This is a genomic window from Mycobacterium sp. (genome assembly GCF_035640695.1).
In the GTDB taxonomy this organism is placed as follows: Bacteria; Actinomycetota; Actinomycetes; order Mycobacteriales; family Mycobacteriaceae; genus Mycobacterium.
Genome location: NZ_DASQVQ010000111.1, coordinates 29,509 through 45,000, shown reverse-complemented (window position 1 = coordinate 45,000; position 15,492 = coordinate 29,509). Strand labels below are relative to the sequence as shown.

18 protein-coding genes are annotated in these 15,492 nt (G+C 67.5%); 11 read left to right on the top strand and 7 right to left on the bottom strand.

Annotated elements, in window-relative coordinates:
* Positions 1-19 precede the first annotated feature (19 nt).
* Entirely contained in the window at positions 20-1,066 is a 1,047-nt protein-coding gene (locus VE759_RS12740) for a sulfate/molybdate ABC transporter ATP-binding protein (RefSeq protein WP_324932656.1), read from the top strand.
* Positions 1,067-1,149: 83 nt separating this feature from the next.
* Here VE759_RS12740 and VE759_RS12735 read toward each other — a convergent pair whose 3' ends face one another.
* The 4 genes from VE759_RS12735 to VE759_RS22900 form a co-directional block, all read right to left on the bottom strand.
* The gene (locus VE759_RS12735) at positions 1,150-1,860 is read right to left on the bottom strand and encodes a sirohydrochlorin chelatase (protein ID WP_324932654.1); all 711 of its coding nucleotides are present in this window, start codon (positions 1,858-1,860) and stop codon (positions 1,150-1,152) included.
* Complete coding sequence (locus VE759_RS12730; RefSeq protein ID WP_324932651.1) at positions 1,857-2,561, bottom strand: phosphoadenylyl-sulfate reductase; 705 nt, start codon at positions 2,559-2,561, stop codon at positions 1,857-1,859. Before VE759_RS12730 ends, VE759_RS12735 begins: the two co-directional genes overlap by 4 nt.
* Positions 2,558-4,225 carry a nitrite/sulfite reductase gene (locus VE759_RS12725; protein ID WP_324932648.1) on the bottom strand — a complete coding sequence of 556 codons (1,668 nt, stop codon included), beginning with the start codon at positions 4,223-4,225 and terminating at the stop codon, positions 2,558-2,560. The genes VE759_RS12730 and VE759_RS12725 overlap by 4 nt, the downstream gene beginning before the upstream one ends.
* Positions 4,226-4,338: 113 nt before the next feature.
* Positions 4,339-4,443 (bottom strand): Ms4527A family Cys-rich leader peptide, encoded by a 105-nt coding sequence (locus tag VE759_RS22900; protein WP_414687905.1) that lies wholly within the window; start codon positions 4,441-4,443, stop codon positions 4,339-4,341.
* Positions 4,444-4,537: 94 nt separating this feature from the next.
* On the opposite strand from VE759_RS22900, the gene hemW reads away from it, so the two are divergent.
* Positions 4,538-5,716: a radical SAM family heme chaperone HemW gene (gene hemW / locus VE759_RS12720; protein ID WP_324932645.1), complete on the top strand. Its 1,179-nt coding sequence runs from the start codon at positions 4,538-4,540 to the stop codon at positions 5,714-5,716.
* 53 nt (positions 5,717-5,769) lie between these two features.
* A complete protein-coding gene (locus VE759_RS12715) occupies positions 5,770-6,288 on the top strand; it encodes a sigma-70 family RNA polymerase sigma factor (RefSeq protein ID WP_324932642.1) in 519 nt (172 codons plus the stop codon).
* A 3-nt stretch (positions 6,289-6,291) separates the two neighbouring features.
* Here the strand turns inward: VE759_RS12715 and VE759_RS12710 are convergent, their stop codons facing one another.
* Both VE759_RS12710 and VE759_RS12705 read right to left on the bottom strand, forming a co-directional pair.
* On the bottom strand, positions 6,292-7,158 hold the full coding sequence (locus tag VE759_RS12710) for a sigma-70 family RNA polymerase sigma factor (protein WP_324932639.1): 867 nt from the start codon (positions 7,156-7,158) through the stop codon (positions 6,292-6,294).
* On the bottom strand, positions 7,140-7,724 hold the full coding sequence (locus tag VE759_RS12705; protein WP_324932636.1) for a carboxymuconolactone decarboxylase family protein: 585 nt from the start codon (positions 7,722-7,724) through the stop codon (positions 7,140-7,142). The genes VE759_RS12710 and VE759_RS12705 overlap by 19 nt, the downstream gene beginning before the upstream one ends.
* Positions 7,725-7,889: 165 nt before the next feature.
* Between VE759_RS12705 and VE759_RS12700 the strand changes: the two genes are divergently transcribed.
* Positions 7,890-8,591 (top strand): TIGR02206 family membrane protein, encoded by a 702-nt coding sequence (locus VE759_RS12700; protein ID WP_324932856.1) that lies wholly within the window; start codon positions 7,890-7,892, stop codon positions 8,589-8,591.
* Here the strand turns inward: VE759_RS12700 and VE759_RS12695 are convergent.
* Complete coding sequence (locus tag VE759_RS12695) at positions 8,588-8,902, bottom strand: type II toxin-antitoxin system VapB family antitoxin (protein WP_324932633.1); 315 nt, start codon at positions 8,900-8,902, stop codon at positions 8,588-8,590. The two genes, VE759_RS12700 and VE759_RS12695, sit on opposite strands and share 4 nt — an antisense overlap.
* A 171-nt stretch (positions 8,903-9,073) precedes the next feature.
* Between VE759_RS12695 and hrcA the strand changes: the two genes are divergently transcribed.
* The 7 genes from hrcA (at position 9,074) to VE759_RS12660 (ending at position 15,473) form a co-directional block, all read left to right on the top strand.
* The gene (gene hrcA, locus VE759_RS12690; RefSeq protein WP_324932630.1) at positions 9,074-10,105 is read left to right on the top strand and encodes a heat-inducible transcriptional repressor HrcA; all 1,032 of its coding nucleotides are present in this window, start codon (positions 9,074-9,076) and stop codon (positions 10,103-10,105) included.
* A gap of 31 nt (positions 10,106-10,136) precedes the next feature.
* Positions 10,137-11,285 (top strand): molecular chaperone DnaJ, encoded by a 1,149-nt coding sequence (gene dnaJ, locus VE759_RS12685; RefSeq protein WP_324932627.1) that lies wholly within the window; start codon positions 10,137-10,139, stop codon positions 11,283-11,285.
* Positions 11,286-12,032 carry a 16S rRNA (uracil(1498)-N(3))-methyltransferase gene (locus VE759_RS12680; protein ID WP_324932624.1) on the top strand — a complete coding sequence of 249 codons (747 nt, stop codon included), beginning with the start codon at positions 11,286-11,288 and terminating at the stop codon, positions 12,030-12,032. It abuts the gene before it with no gap.
* A 236-nt stretch (positions 12,033-12,268) separates the two neighbouring features.
* Positions 12,269-13,315: a PhoH family protein gene (locus VE759_RS12675; protein WP_324932621.1), complete on the top strand. Its 1,047-nt coding sequence runs from the start codon at positions 12,269-12,271 to the stop codon at positions 13,313-13,315.
* A 4-nt stretch (positions 13,316-13,319) separates the two neighbouring features.
* Positions 13,320-13,856, top strand: a complete 537-nt coding sequence (gene ybeY, locus VE759_RS12670) for an rRNA maturation RNase YbeY (protein WP_324932619.1) — start codon at positions 13,320-13,322, stop codon at positions 13,854-13,856.
* Positions 13,853-15,151 (top strand): hemolysin family protein, encoded by a 1,299-nt coding sequence (locus VE759_RS12665; protein WP_324932616.1) that lies wholly within the window; start codon positions 13,853-13,855, stop codon positions 15,149-15,151. Before ybeY ends, VE759_RS12665 begins: the two co-directional genes overlap by 4 nt.
* Complete coding sequence (locus tag VE759_RS12660; RefSeq protein ID WP_324932613.1) at positions 15,144-15,473, top strand: cytidine deaminase; 330 nt, start codon at positions 15,144-15,146, stop codon at positions 15,471-15,473. The genes VE759_RS12665 and VE759_RS12660 overlap by 8 nt, the downstream gene beginning before the upstream one ends.
* Positions 15,474-15,492: the final 19 nt, after the last annotated feature.

Here is a 15,492-nt window from a genome sequence, read left to right as displayed (position 1 = left end):
CTTACCAAGGAGACTCGACATGATCGAAGCGATCACGCTGCGCGGAGTGAACAAACGCTACGGCGACTTCGCGGCGTTGGAGGACATCAACTTCACGGTGCCCTCCGGGTCGCTGACTGCTCTGCTCGGGCCCAGTGGTTCCGGGAAGTCGACGTTGCTGCGCACGATCGCCGGCCTCGATGTGCCCGACACCGGCGTGATCACCATCGAGGGTCGCGACGTGACCCACATTGCGCCCCAGAAGCGCGGAATCGGTTTCGTGTTCCAGCATTACGCGGCGTTCAAACATCTGAGTGTGCGCGACAACGTTGCATTTGGGTTGAAGATCCGCAAGCGGCCGAAGTCAGAGGTCACCGAGAAGGTCGACAATCTGCTGGAAATCGTCGGGCTGAGCGGGTTTCAGAACCGCTATCCGTCGCAGCTGTCCGGGGGTCAGCGCCAGCGCATGGCGCTGGCGCGCGCCCTCGCGGTGGACCCCCAGGTGTTGCTGCTCGACGAGCCGTTCGGTGCGCTGGACGCCAAGGTCCGCGAGGATCTGCGGGCGTGGTTGCGCCGGCTGCACGACGAGGTCCATGTCACCACCGTTCTGGTAACCCACGACCAGTCCGAGGCGCTCGACGTCGCCGATCGCATCGCGGTGCTCAACAAGGGCCGCATCGAGCAGATCGGCTCTCCCACAGACGTTTACGACCACCCGGCGAACGCGTTTGTGATGTCGTTCCTTGGCGCCGTGGCGTCGCTGAACGGCGCATTGGTGCGTCCGCACGACATCCGCGTCGGCCGCAATCCGGAACTGCCTCTCGCCGCTGATGTTTCGGTCAAGGCAACCGGCGTCGTGCGGGCGACCATCGACCGTGTCGTGATGCTCGGCTTCGAGGTGCGCGTTGAGCTGACCAACGCCGCCACCGGCGCGCCGTTCACCGCCCAGATCACCCGCGGCGACGCCGAAGCGCTCGGCCTGCGCGAGGGCGATACGGTCTACGTGCGGGCCACCCGAGTTCCGCGGATCGCCGGTGCGGCGCAATTGCCGGGCGCGGACGCCGAAAACCTGACGACAACGTCGTAGTGGGCTGGCATTCCAGGAGCATTCCAGGAGCGCCCGCTGCACTCGGTCGTGTGTCGTCGCTTAACCGGATCTTGCGATCGGGCTCAGGCGGCGGCCTCGTCCGCCAGCGCTTGATCGAACCGGTCCAACAGCGTTGCGGCCACCAAGCGGTGCGAGCCGAGCGGCTGGGCCATCGGGATGCCATGCTCGACGGCGTAGTCGGCGACGCGGTCGGTCAACAGCCCGTGCGCGAGGAACCACGGCACGATCACCAGCCGGTTGGCCCCGCGGTTGCGCAGCCGCAGCGCCGCTTCGTGCAGCGTCGGGTGTGGTCCGGTCGCGAAGGCCAGCTGCGCTCCGGCCCAACACGTGCCGGTGGCCAGTACCGGCGCCACCGCCGCGGTGCGCCGGTTGACATCATCACGCGACGAACCGACGGCGGCCACCAGCACGCCGAGCTCGTCGTCAGTCCGCGACACGCCTACAGCCGCCAGCCGATCGCGCATCACCTGCACCAACCGGTCGTCTTCGCCGAGCACATCGGCCTGAACCGCCGTACGTGCACCGGCCTCGGCGATCAGCGCTGGGACGTCAACGCGTGCGTGGTAGGCGGCGGCCAGCAGCAACGGCGCCACCACGGCCTCACCCCGCAATGCGCGCAGCACGTCCCGCAGATTTGGGGTCGACCGCTCCAGGAACGCGACTTGTACATCGAGGCCGGGCCGCATGCGGCGGACCCGTTCGGCGACCGCATGCGTGTTCGCGGGCGAGCGCGGGTCGGCGCTGCCGTGCGCGGCGACGACAAGTGTGGTCAAGAGTGCAGTCCGCATTCCGTCTTGGACCGGCCTTGCCAACGGCCGCTGCGAGGATCGGCGCCGTCAACTGGCTTGGCGGTGCAGGGAGCGCAGCCGATGGAGGGATAGCCTTCGTAGACAAGCGGATTCACCAGCACACCATGTTGGTCGATGTAGTGCTGCACGTCCTCATCGGTCCACGCCGCCAGCGGATTGATCTTCACCAAACCGAACGCCTCGTCGAAGCTGATCAGCGCTGCGTTGGCTCGCGTGGGCGCCTCGACGCGGCGCAGCCCCGTCACCCACGCCGAATACCCGCGCAGCGCCTTGCCCAATGGCTCCACCTTGCGGAGCCGGCAGCATCGGTTGGGGTCGCGGGCGAACAGGTCCTTGCCCAACAGTGCGTCCTGCTCGGCGACCGTGTGCTCGGGAGTGATGTTGAGCACGTTGACGTCATAGACGGACTCGACCGCATCTCGGGCGCCGATCGTTTCGACGAAGTGATAGCCGGTGTCGAGGAACACCACATCCACGCCCGGGCGGATCTTCGCGGCCATGTCGATCAGCACGGCGTCTTGCATGTTGGACGCGACCACATAGTCGCCGGGAAAGTTCTCGTCGGTCCAGCGCAGCAGTTCGGATGCGTCGGCGCCGTCGAGCTCGGCCGCCGCCCGCGCCGCCAGTCGCCGCAGCTCGTTCGTGTCCAATTGTTCGATCGTCACCGCAAATCCGCCTCGTCTGCTCGTAGGGCCCACGTAGCGAAACGCTCTCCCTCGTTGCGTTGTTTCACGAAGTTGCGCACCACCCGATCGATGTAGTCGCCCAGCTCGCTGCTGAGCACCTTGTGCTGGCGCAGTTTCCGGCCGAAACCGCTGTCCTGGCCGAGGCTGCCGCCAAGGTGTACCTGGAAACCTTCGGTGTGCCCGCCGTCACCGTCCTCGACGATCTGGCCCTTGAACCCGATGTCGGCCACCTGGATGCGGGCGCACGAGTTGGGGCAGCCGTTGAGGTTGATGGTGATCGGGACGTCAAGCCGGGCGTTGATGTCCTCGAGGCGACGCTCCAACTCCGGTACCAGATCCTGCGAACGACTCTTGGTCTCGGCGAACGACAACTTGCAGAACTCGATGCCGGTGCAGGCCATCAGATTGCGCCGCCAATGCGTCGGCGCGGACGGCAGCCCGAGCGCATCAAGGCCGGCAACGAGTTCGTCGACGCGGTCGTCGGGCACGTCGAGCACGATCAGCTTCTGGTATGGGGTGAACCGGATCCTGTCGGAGCCGACCCGCTGGGCCAGGTCGGCCACCGCCAACAGCGTGGCGCCCGACACCCGCCCGGCGATCGGCGCGACGCCGACCGCGTTGTGCCCGTTCTTGAGCCGCTGCACGCCGACGTGGTCGATCGGGTGCACCGGCGGCGCGGGAGCGGGTCCGTCGATCAGCCGCCGGTTGAGGTACTGCGTTTCGAGCACCTCACGGAACTTCTCGATGCCCCAGTCCTTGATCAGGAACTTCAGCCGGGCCTTCGAGCGCAGCCGGCGGTAGCCGTAGTCGCGGAACACCGACGTCACGGCCTCCCACACGTCGGGCACCTCGTCCAGCGGCACCCACGCCCCGACGCGCTGGCCCAGCATCGGGTTTGTCGAGAGCCCGCCGCCGACCCACAGGTCGAAGCCGGGGCCGTGCTCGGGATGGTCGACGCCGATGAAGGCGACGTCGTTGACCTCGTGGCAGACGTCCTGCAGACCCGAGATCGCCGTCTTGTACTTGCGCGGCAGGTTCGCGTACTCGGGTTTGCCGATGTAGCGCCGGACGATTTCCTGGATAGCCGGTGTGCCGTCGATCACCTCGTCGAGCGATTCACCCGCCAGCGGCGAGCCGAGCACGACCCGAGGGGTGTCGCCGCACGCCTCGGTTGTCTGCAGTCCGACGGCCTCGAGGCGTCGCCAGATCTCCGGAACCTTTTCCACCTCGATCCAGTGCATCTGCAGGTTTTCGCGGTCGGAGATATCGGCGGTGTCGCGGGCGAACTGTTTGGAGATCTGGCCCATCGTACGGATCTGTTCGACCGACAGGGCCCCGCCGTCGCAGCGCACCCGCATCATGAAGTAGCTGTCTTCGATGGCGTCGATGTGCTCGTCGCCGGTCCAGGTGCCGTCGTAGCCCTGCTTGCGCTGCGTGTACAGGCCCCACCAGCGGAACCGGCCGCGCAGGTCGGTCTTGTCGATGCTGTCAAAGCCATTCTTCGCGTAGATGTTTTCGATGCGGTCGCGCACGTGGAGCGGGAGATCGTCGCGTTTGGTGCGTTCGTTGGCGTTGAGGGGCTCGCGATAGCCGAGCGCCCACTGGCCTTCACCGCGGCGTTTGGCGGGCTTTGGCCGTGTCATCGGGTTGGCTCCTTCTGAAGAGCCAGCGTTCGAACCGCGCAATACACCGGTGGCTGGCCGGCGGCGCAGATCCGGCGGCCAGCTGAAAGTACTGGTGGGCAGGGTCTACGACGTCAAGGCAGACAGCAACAGCTACAGACGCGCTTGAAGTCGACATGCCGCCGCGCTACCAGCGAGACGCGGGCAGAGATGCTTCGGGCGGCGGACACGCGGCCCATTCTGCCACGAACGGCGGCCAGCGCCCTAACCGGGTGAAACTTGCGCTCATGCTGAGCAAAACTTCCCCGCGGTGTCGGGGACACTTGTAGTGACATGACGGTCTCCGCTGCACCCGTTGTTCTGCCCGCCCTGGCGACGACCCGGGGCCGGGCGTTCGGCGTTTACGTGCACGTGCCGTTCTGCGCCACCCGGTGCGGATACTGTGACTTCAACACCTACACCCCCACCGAACTGGGCGGCGCCAACCCGGACGGCTGGCTCGCGGCACTACGCACGGAGCTGGCGCTGGCCGCCGCGAGTCTTGGCTCGCCGCCGCGAGTCGACACCGTGTTCATCGGCGGCGGTACCCCGTCGGTGCTCGGCGCGCGGCGGCTGGCCGCCGTGCTGGACGCGGTCCGGGACAACTTCGGGTTGGCGCCAAGCGCCGAAGTCACCACCGAGGCAAACCCGGAGTCGACCTCACCGGAGCTGTTCGAGGGGCTGCGGGCCGCGGGATACACGCGGGTGTCGTTGGGCATGCAGTCGGCGGCGCCACACGTGCTGGCGATGCTCGACCGCGTGCACTCGCCGGGGCGGGCGCCAGCCGCTGCCGCCGAAGCGCGAGACGCCGGGTTCGAGCACGTCAATCTCGACCTGATCTACGGCACGCCGAGCGAGTCCGACGCCGACCTGCTGCGCTCGGTCGACGCGGCGCTGCAGGCGGGTGTCGACCACGTGTCGGCCTACGCCCTTGTCGTGGAGGACGGCACGGCGCTGGCCCGCCGGGTCCGCCGCGGCGAAATCGCCGCCCCCGACGACGACGTGCTGGCGCACCGCTATGAATTGCTCGACGCGCGGCTGTCGGCGGCGGGCTTCGGCTGGTACGAGGTCTCCAACTGGTGTCGTCCGGGCGGAGAATGCCGGCACAACTTCGGCTACTGGGACGGCGGCGAATGGTGGGGGGCCGGGCCCGGTGCGCACGGACACGTCGCCGGCACGCGATGGTGGAATGTCAAGCACCCCAATGCTTATGCGCAAAGGTTGGGTGACGGCCACCTGCCGGTGGCGGGTTTCGAGCGGCTAGACGTGGTTGCCCGGCACACGGAGGACGTGATGCTGTCGGTGCGGTTGCGCCCCGGACTGGCCGTCGCCGGCCTGACCGACGGTGAGCGACGCCGCGCCGACACCGCCATCGCCGACGGTTTGCTGGTCACAGACGGGGACCGCCTGGTGCTCACGGACCGGGGACGGCTGCTCGCCGACGCGGTTGTGCGCACCCTGCTGGACGACTAAACCGAACGGTACCGTTGCCCAACTTTTGAGCCCCCGTGTTGTTGCGCTTCATTGTGAGCGCAGGTCTCGGCGATCGACGGGCAGCGTTGCTGCGCGAGGTCCACGACGCACACGGTCCAGCGCTTCGGCGGTACGTGCGCTTCCTTTCCGGCGGCGACCTGCAGTTCGCCGAGGACGTGGTGCAGGAAGCGCTGCTGCGGCTCTGGCGTCACCCCGAGGTCTTGGAAGGGCCGGTGGAGTCGGCGCGGGCTTGGTTGTTCACCGTGGTGAGGAACCTGGTGATCGACGACCGGCGCAGCGCGCGCTTCGCCCGCGAGCTGAGCCTCGACGTGGTCCCCGATAGACCGTCGGGTGATGACATCTCCCGTGCGTGTGACAACGCGGTAATAACGGAGGCGTTGATGTCGCTGAGCATCGAGCACCGCAGCGCGATCGTGCGGGCCCATTACCTTCGGCAGACCGTCGCGGAGATCGCCAGGCACGAGCAGGTCGCGGAAGGCACGGTCAAGTCGCGCCTGCACTACGGCCTTCGCGCGCTACGCCAGGCGCTGCTCGAGGTGGGCTGGTGCTAGCTTTCAGCTGACGGCGCTGAGGTCCAGGCGTGCGATGCGCGGCGGATCGGCGAGCGCGTCGATCTCGGTGACCTTGCCGTCGGCCACGATGAACGCCATCACCGCGACGGGGCGGCCGCGCACGAAGATGACGGCGCCGGGGACGCCGTTGACCGTGGCGGAGCGGGCCTCGCGGTCCGGGCCGCCGTAAAGCTTGGCCTGCTTGGCCACCGCGGACGATCCGACGATCACGCGCATTTCACGCCCGCCAAAGTCGCCGCGCAGCACCACATCTGGATGCAAGAGCGCGACCAGGCGCTCGAAGTCGCCGGCGCGACCCGCCGCGAAGAATGCGTCGACGATCTCGCGCTGGGCGGCCAGGTCGCCGTCGGGTTGCGGGCGCGCCTGCTGAATGCGGCGGCGGGCGCGGCTGGCCAGCTTGCGGGCGGCCTCCGGTGACCGGTCGACAATCGGGGCGATCTGGGCGAACGGCACCGCGAAGACGTCATGCAGCACGAGCGCCAGCCGCTCGTCGGGCGGCAGCGTGTCGAGAACGACGAACAGCGCCAAGCCGACGGAGTCGGCCAGCAGCGCCTGATGTTCGGGGTCCATCTCGCCGGGCGGGTCGATGAGCGGGTCCGGCAGCCGGTCGACGAGTTCTTCCTCCCGACGCACCCGCCGCGAGCGCAACACATTCAGACAGATCCGGGCGACCACCGTCGTCAGCCACGCGTCGAGGTTGTCGACGTCGCTGTCGTCGCCGCTCAGCCGCAGCCACGCCTCCTGAACGGCGTCTTCGGCGTCGTCGACCGAACCCAGCATGCGGTAGGCAACCGCACGCAGGCGCGGTCGCGCATCCTCGAACCGCTCGGTTAGCCCGGTATCGCGCATACCATTCCTTCGCTGAATCCCGCTGACCCGATGCCCAGCGCCAGGTTGAACCGGGCGCGCAGGTTCTCGAGCGCGACGATGTGGGTCAGCTCGACCAATTGCGGCACGTCGAAATGTTCGCGCAGCGCGTCGAACAACTCGTCGCTGACCTCGACCGGCGTGCGGCTCATCGCCGTGGCGTAGTCGAGCACCAGCTTGTCGACGTCCGAAAAGCACGGGGCAGTGCGGTAATTCGGCAGCGCCAGCAATTCCTCATCGGAAAGGCCCCAGTCACGGGATATCCGCGAGCCCAAGTCGATGCAGTACTCGCAGCGGGTTGTCGTGGCCGCCTTCAACTCGGCAAGCGCGCGGTGCCGCAGATCCAGCAGGTGCACCTTGTTCACCGCCTGTTCCAACTTTCCATAGCCGGACAACAGCTTGGGGATGTGGGCATACGCCCGGATCGGGTCGAGCATGGCCTCGGCCTCGCGGCCCGTCAGCTTTTTGAAATGGCGCTTCATGAAGTAGTAGGTGATCTTGGCGCTCAGACCGGCATCGCGATCGGACACCAAAGGAAGTCGTGCCATCGCAATTCCTCCTTGTCTTTGGTCCTACAACGTCGACACCTGGGACCGACGAAACGTGACCAGAGCGTGGCCCGTGTAGTTGGCGAGTTGGTGAGTTATCGACACAATTCTCGCGGAAACCGCCTCGCGTTTTCGCGTTCACGACCCCACACTCGGCGGGTGGCGCTGATATCCGCGCAACGAGAGTTCTCGTCGTACGGCCCGTCACACTGGGCGGTGCTCGCGGTCTTCGCGATCGGGTCCGCGCTCCTGGTCTACACCGGGCGTCGGCAGACCGAATCACAAGCCCGGTGCCTCGGTCGTGTCCTCGGCGCGTTGACCGCCGCGGTATGCGGCGCTGCGGCGGTCGACACGCTCCGCCACCCGAGCATCGACGTGTCGGTTCCGCTGCACCTGACCGATCTCGCGACGATCGTGGCGGCTTATGCGTTGTGGTCGCGGCGGCACTGGGCCTACGCGCTGACCTACTACTGGGGCCTGGTCCTGAGCACGCAGGCGTTGATCTCGCCCATCCGCTTCGGGCGCGACTTCCCCAGCTTCGATTTCGTTGCCTTCTGGGGTATTCACCTGTTGGTCGTCTGGGCCGCGATTTATCTGACCTGGGGCCGCGGGATGCGGCCGTCGTGGCGCAGCTACAGAATCGCGGTCGCGGCGACCGTGGTGTGGGCGGCAGCCACCCTGACGTTTAACAGCATTGCCGGAACGGACTACGGGTTTCTCAACCGCAAACCGGCGACGCCGTCGCTACTCGACGTACTCGGCCCATGGCCCATCTACCTGCTGGCCGCGACCGTGCTGCTGCTCATCGTCTGGGCACTCATGACGTGGCCGTGGGAGCGGAGCCGCGCCCAGGAGGCGCGCGGCTAGGCCGGCTCGGTGCGAACGGCGTCCATGTCAAACATCCGCGCGTGCAGCACGATCCTGTTGCGAAGCGCGGCGCGCACCGCGCGGTGCAGGCCGTCCTCGAGGTAGAGCACGCCCCGCCACTTCACCGCGTGCGGGAACAAGTCGCCGTAGAACGTAGAGTCCTCCGACAGCAGCCGGTCGAGCGCGAGCACGGTGGTGGTGGTGACCAGCTCGTCGAGCCGGATCTGACGCGGCGGGATCTGCGCCCAGTCGCGATACGACAATCCGTGGTCGGGGTATGGCTTGCCGTCGCGAACGCCCCTGAAGATCATCGCGCCGCGATCCGCGGGCTCGGCAGCACCATGGTCGGAAAGGCTAGTCGCCCCAGCCGAGATTGCCACCCTCAGCCCGATGCTCTTCGCCCGAACGTGGACCCGCGGTGCGCTCGCGAAGTATCGGCGCTGCTGATGACCGTAAAATGGTCAGACTGGGAGGTGAATTAGATGGGAAATGCCGAGGACCGTCGGTTCGAGGTGTTGCGTGCCATCGTCTCCGACTTCGTCGCGACCAAGGAGCCGATCGGATCCAAGTCCCTAGTCGACCGGCACAATCTGGGCGTGTCCAGCGCCACCGTCCGCAACGACATGGCCGTCCTCGAGGCCGAGGGTTACATCACCCAGCCGCACACCAGCTCCGGCCGGGTGCCCACGGAGAAGGGCTACCGCGAGTTCGTCGACCGCCTCGACGACATCAAGCCGCTGTCGTCCGCCGAGCGCCGGGCCATACAGAACTTCCTGGCATCCGCCGTCGACCTCGACGATGTGCTGCGGCGCGCCGTGCGGCTGCTCGCACAGCTGACCCGCCAGGTCGCCGTCGTGCAGTACCCCACGCTGTCGGGGTCCACCGTCCGCCACCTGGAAATCGTGCAGCTGACGCCGGCGCGGCTGCTGATGGTCGTGATCACCGACTCGGGCCGTGTCGACCAGCGCATCGTCGAGCTCGGCGACACCATCGACGAGCATCAGCTATCTCAACTGCGCGAAACGCTCGGCCAGGCGCTCGAAGGCAAGAGGCTGTCCGCCGCGTCGGCCGCGGTCGCCGACCTGGCGTCACAGATGGCGCGCGCAGGGACCTTCGGCGACGCGGTCGGCCGGTCGGCCACGGTACTGCTGGAGTCGCTGGTCGACCACGACGAGGAACGGTTGCTGATGGGCGGCACCGCAAACCTCACCCGCAACGTCGCGGACTTCGGCGGCTCGCTGCGCTCGATCCTGGAGGCGCTCGAGGAGCAGGTGGTCGTGCTGCGGTTGCTGGCGCACCAGCAGGATGCGGGCAAGGTCACCGTGCGGATCGGCCACGAAACCGAGGCCGAGCAGATGGCGGGCACATCGGTGGTGACCACCACCTACGGCACCACGGAGACGGTGTTCGGCGGCATGGGGGTTTTGGGCCCCACCCGAATGGACTATCCGGGAACTATCGCTAGTGTCGCTGCGGTTGCCATGTATATAGGGGAAGTTCTGGGCAGCCGCTGACGAGCGGCGAAAAGAGCGCGAAAGGTCAGGCGTGGCACGCGACTACTACGGCCTGCTCGGGGTGAGCAGGGGCGCGAGCGATCAGGAGATCAAGCGCGCCTATCGGCGGTTGGCTCGCGAGTTGCATCCCGACGTCAATCCGGACGAGACGGCGCAGGCTCGCTTCAAGGAGATCAGCGTCGCATACGAGGTTCTCACCGACCCGGAGAAGCGGCGCATCGTCGACCTGGGCGGCGATCCTTTGGAGAACGCCGCGACGGCCAACGGCTTCGGCAGCGGGTTCGGCGGTCTCGGCGATGTGTTTGAGGCCTTCTTCGGCGGCGGCTTCGGCGGCGCGACGTCGCGCGGGCCGACGGGCCGGGTACGGCCGGGCTCCGATTCGCTGCTGCGCATGCGTCTCGATCTTGGCGAGTGCGCGACCGGCGTCACCAAACAGGTCACCGTCGACACCGCGGTGCTCTGCGACAGATGTCAGGGCAGGGGCACCAACGGCAACTCGACGCCAATTCGATGCGACACCTGCGGTGGCCGTGGCGAAGTGCAGAGCGTGCAGCGGTCGCTGCTCGGCCAGGTGCTGACGGCGCGGCCGTGCCCGACGTGCCGCGGGGTCGGTGAGGTGATTCCCGACCCGTGCTACCGCTGCGGCGGAGACGGCCGGGTGCGGGCCCGCCGCGAGATCAGCGTGAAGATTCCGGCCGGCGTGGGCGATGGCATGCGGGTGCGGCTCGCCGCGCAAGGAGAGGTGGGTCCCGGCGGCGGTCCGGCCGGCGACCTCTACGTCGAGGTCCACGAGCAGCCGCACGAGATCTTCGTCCGCGACGGCGACGACCTGCATTGCACGATCGCGGTGCCGATGGTTGACGCCGCGCTGGGCACCACGGTCACCGTCGACGACATCCTCGACGGGCCGACCGACATCACCGTCGCCGCCGGCACCCAACCGGGTTCGATCACCACGCTGCACGGTCACGGCATGCCGCATCTGCGCACCGGCGTGCGCGGCGACCTGCACGCCCACATCGAGGTCGTGGTGCCGGCGCGGCTCGATCACCACGACACCGAACTGCTGCGGCAGCTCAAAAACCGCCGCAAGGCCGACACCGCCGAGGTCAAGTCGGCCCACGCCGACGCCGCGGGCGGCTTTTTCAGTCGGCTGCGTGAAACCTTCACCGGCCGCTGAGTGACGGCCGCGCTGTTCTACGTCGACGCCCTGCCGGATGTCGGCACCGTCGCCACCGTGGCGGGCGACGAGGGTTTTCACGCCGCAACCGTGCGCCGGATCCGGCGCGGGGAGCGTGTGCTGCTCGGCGACGGCGCCGGCCAGCTGGCGTGGTGCGAGGTCGGCGACGCCGCGCGCGGCGGGCTGTCGGCGCGGGTGCTGGACCGCTGGACGGTTGCCCCGCCCACGCCGCAGGTCACCGTCGTGCAGGCGGTGCCGAAGTCGGAGCGCTCCGAGCTGGCGATCGAACTGGCCACCGAGGCCGGCGCCGACGCGTTTGTCGCGTGGCAGGCCGACCGCTGCGTGGCGCGCTGGGACGGCGCGCGGGCCGACAAGGGGTTGCGGCGGTGGCGGGCCGTGGCCCGCTCCGCCGCCCGGCAATCGCGGCGCGCGCACATCCCGGGCGTCGCCGGCCCGGTGTCGACGGCCGAGCTGGCGAGGCGCGTCACCGACGATGTGGCCGCGGGCGCATCGGTGGTCGTGCTGCACGAGCCGGCGACCGAGCCGCTCGCGAAATACGTTGGCGACGAAGTTGATTCGGTTGTGTTGGTGGTGGGTCCCGAGGGCGGCATCACGGACGACGAACTCGCGTCGCTGACCGCGGCCGGCGCTGCGGCGGTGCGGCTGGGCCCGACCGTCTTACGGACTTCGACCGCGGCGGCCGTGGCGATCGGGGCGCTGGGCGTGCTGACCAGACGGTGGGACTGACTATGACGATTTGGCCTGCCCGGCGCTCGTGATGGCCTCGTCAGATGAGCCAAACTTCACACGATCTCGGCGCGGTCCAGGCCGAAAGGGTGCTCGATCAGGACGTTCCCGCCAATCATCTACTGCGGCGCTGACCGGTGATCCCTTGGGCTGCGTCGGTCCCCGGCGGTAGACTGTGAACATCAGACAATCCCGTCCACCGGCGGAAATAGCAGAAAGCAGGCACTGGTAACCACGTGACGCCCCGCGAGACAAACGCTGCCTCCCCGTCGACACCTACCGTTCGGAGCAGCATCGATGTTCCGCCCGACCTCATTGTGGGCCTGCTTGGCTCCGCCGACGAGAATCTGCGGGCGCTCGAGCGCGCTTTGGCCGCCGATTTGCATGCGCGCGGCAACACCGTGACGATCGCCGGTTCGCCGGCCGATGTGGCGCTGGCCGAACGCGTGATCACCGAGCTGATCGCATTGGTGGCCGGCGGCCAGACACTGACGCCGGAAGTGGTGCGGCACAGCATCGCGATGCTGACCGGCAGCAGCAATGAATCGCCCGCGGAAGTGCTGTCGCTCGATATCCTGTCGCGGCGGGGCAAGACGATTCGGCCAAAGACGCTGAACCAGAAGCGCTACGTCGACGCGATCGACGACAACACCATCGTGTTCGCGATCGGTCCTGCCGGCACCGGTAAGACATATCTTGCAATGGCCAAGGCGGTGAACGCACTTCAGACCAAACAGGTGACCAGGATCATCCTGACCCGTCCGGCGGTGGAAGCCGGTGAGCGCCTTGGATTCTTGCCCGGCTCGCTCTCCGAGAAGATTGACCCGTACCTGCGTCCGTTGTATGACGCGTTGCACGACATGATGGATCCGGAAGCGATTCCGAAGCTGATCAGCGCCGGGGTGATCGAAGTGGCTCCGTTGGCGTACATGCGGGGCAGGAGCCTCAACGACGCCTTCATCATCCTCGACGAGGCGCAGAACACCACCGGCGAGCAGATGAAGATGTTTTTGACCCGCCTGGGTTTTGGCTCCAAGATGGTGGTAACCGGCGATGTGACGCAGGTCGACTTGCCCGGCGGCGCGCCATCGGGCTTGCGTACCGCAACCGACATTCTCGACGGCATCGAGGCTATCCACGTCGCCGAACTGACAAGCGCCGACGTGGTACGCCACCAACTGGTGTCGGACATCGTCGACGCCTACGCCCGGGCCGAAGCTGCGCCGCTGGCGATGAACCGCGCGCAGCGGCGTGCCACAGGCAACCGCGCCTCCCGCAGGTGATTCGGTGAGCATCGAGGTATCCAATGAATCGGGCCTCGACGTTTCAGAGGAAGAGCTGATCAGCGTCGCCCGGTTCGTCATCGCGAAAATGGAGGTCAATCCGGCGGCCGAATTGTCCATGGTGCTGCTGGATTCCGCGGCGATGGCCGACCTGCACATGCGCTGGATGGACCTGCCGGGACCCACCGACGTCATGAGCTTCCCGATCGACGAGCTCGAGCCCGGCGGGCGGCCGGACGCGCCGGAACCGGGGCCGTCCATGCTCGGCGACATCGTGTTGTGCCCGGAGTTCGCCGCCGAGCAGGCGACCGCCGCCGGTCACAGCCTGGGACACGAATTGGCGCTGTTGACGATTCACGGCGTGCTGCACCTGCTCGGCTACGACCACGCCGAGCCGGACGAGGAAAAAGAGATGTTCGCTCTGCAGCGTGAACTGCTGGCGGAATGGGTCGCCGATCAGGTCGAGGCGTATCACAATCAACGCCAGACCGAGAAGGATCGCCGCTTGCTCGACAAGTCAAGGTATTTCGACGAGCCGTGATCGACATCGCTCCGCTGCTTGGCGCGATCGCACTGATCGGCCTCGGCGGATTGTTCGCGGCTCTGGACGCCGCCATCAGCACGGTGTCGCTGGCCCGGGTCGAGGAGATGGTGCGCGACGAGCGGCCGGGCGCCGCGCGGCTGGCACGCATCGTGACCGAGCGTCCGCGATACATCAATCTCATCGTGCTGTTGCGGATTACCTGCGAAGCGGCCGCGACCGTGATGCTCGTTGCGTTCCTCTGGGAGGACATCGGGCTGAAATGGGGCCTGGTCGTCGCGGCCGCGATCATGGTGGTGATCAGCTTCGTGGTGATCGGCGTCGGGCCGCGCACCGTCGGACGCCAGCACGCCTACACGATCGCGTTGGCGGCAGCCGTTCCGCTGCACGCGTTTTCGGTATTGCTGACCCCAATCAGCCGTCTGTTGGTGCTGATCGGCAACGCGCTGACGCCGGGCCGCGGCTTCCGCAACGGTCCGTTCGCGTCCGAGATCGAACTGCGCGAGGTCGTCGATCTGGCGCAGCAGCGGGGCGTGGTCGCCGCCGATGAAAGACGGATGATTCAGTCCGTCTTCGAGCTCGGTGACACCCCGGCGCGCGAGGTGATGGTGCCACGTACCGAGATGGTCTGGATCGAGGCCGACAAGACCGCCGGGCAGGCGACATCGCTGGCGGTTCGCAGCGGGCATTCCCGTATCCCGGTGATCGGCGAGAACGTCGACGACATCGTCGGCGTCGTGTACCTGAAAGACCTTGTGCAGAAAACGTATTACTCCACCAACGGCGGGCGCGACACCAAGGTGTCCGAGGTGATGCGCCCGGCGGTTTTCGTGCCGGACTCCAAGCCGCTCGACGACCTGCTGCGCGAGATGCAACGCGACCGCGTCCACATGGTTCTGCTGGTCGACGAATACGGCGCGATCGCCGGACTGGTGACGATCGAGGACGTGCTGGAAGAGATCGTCGGTGAGATCGCCGACGAATACGACACCGACGAGGTCGCGCCGGTGGAAGAGCTGGGTGACAACCAGTTCCGGGTGTCGGCGCGGCTACCGATCGAGGACGTCGGAGAGCTTTATGACGTCGAGTTCGAAAACGACCTCGACGTGGACACCGTCGGCGGTCTGCTGGCCCTCGAGTTGGGCCGGGTGCCGTTGCCCGGTGCCGAGGTGGTGTCGCATGGGCTGCGGTTGCGCGCGGAGGGCGGCCACGACCACCGCGGCCGGGTTCGCGTCGGCACCGTGCTGGTCAGCCGCGACGCGACGAACGGTCAAGCGGAGAACCGCGATGAGTGAATCCCTGGATTCGGAGGACGCCAAGCTGGTGGTGCTGGCCCGCGGCGCGATGGGCCGCGCCGAAGCGTCGAGCGGTGCCGCGGTGCGAGACGTCGACGGCCGCACCTACTCCGGGGCACCGGTGAAGTTGTCGACGTTGAGCCTGACCGCGCTGCAGTCGGCGGTCGCGGCGGCGGTGTCCAGCGGTGCGACCGGATTGGAGGCCGTGGTGCTGGTGGGCGGGTCCAGCGACGACGCCGGTGTGGCCGCGGTGCGGGAGCTGTCGCCGGACGCGGCGATCATCGTGACAGACCGCTCGGGGAACGTGTCGAGTGTGCGCTGACGGCGGTGAGTGTGAATTG

Excerpts from the sequence above, each read along its gene's own strand:
- VE759_RS12695 (WP_324932633.1), bottom strand. The coding sequence starts at position 8,902 with ATGATCTTCAGGGGCGTTCGCGACGGCAAGCCATACCCCGACCACGGA.
- VE759_RS22900 (WP_414687905.1), bottom strand. The coding sequence starts at position 4,443 with ATGGGCCGCGTGTCCGCCGCCCGAAGCATCTCTGCCCGCGTCTCGCTG.
- hemW (WP_324932645.1), top strand. The coding sequence starts at position 4,538 with ATGACGGTCTCCGCTGCACCCGTTGTTCTGCCCGCCCTGGCGACGACC.
- hrcA (WP_324932630.1), top strand. The coding sequence starts at position 9,074 with ATGGGAAATGCCGAGGACCGTCGGTTCGAGGTGTTGCGTGCCATCGTC.
- VE759_RS12710 (WP_324932639.1), bottom strand. The coding sequence starts at position 7,158 with ATGCGCGATACCGGGCTAACCGAGCGGTTCGAGGATGCGCGACCGCGC.
- VE759_RS12705 (WP_324932636.1), bottom strand. The coding sequence starts at position 7,724 with ATGGCACGACTTCCTTTGGTGTCCGATCGCGATGCCGGTCTGAGCGCC.
- VE759_RS12725 (WP_324932648.1), bottom strand. The coding sequence starts at position 4,225 with ATGACACGGCCAAAGCCCGCCAAACGCCGCGGTGAAGGCCAGTGGGCG.
- VE759_RS12660 (WP_324932613.1), top strand. The coding sequence starts at position 15,144 with ATGAGTGAATCCCTGGATTCGGAGGACGCCAAGCTGGTGGTGCTGGCC.
- VE759_RS12740 (WP_324932656.1), top strand. The coding sequence starts at position 20 with ATGATCGAAGCGATCACGCTGCGCGGAGTGAACAAACGCTACGGCGAC.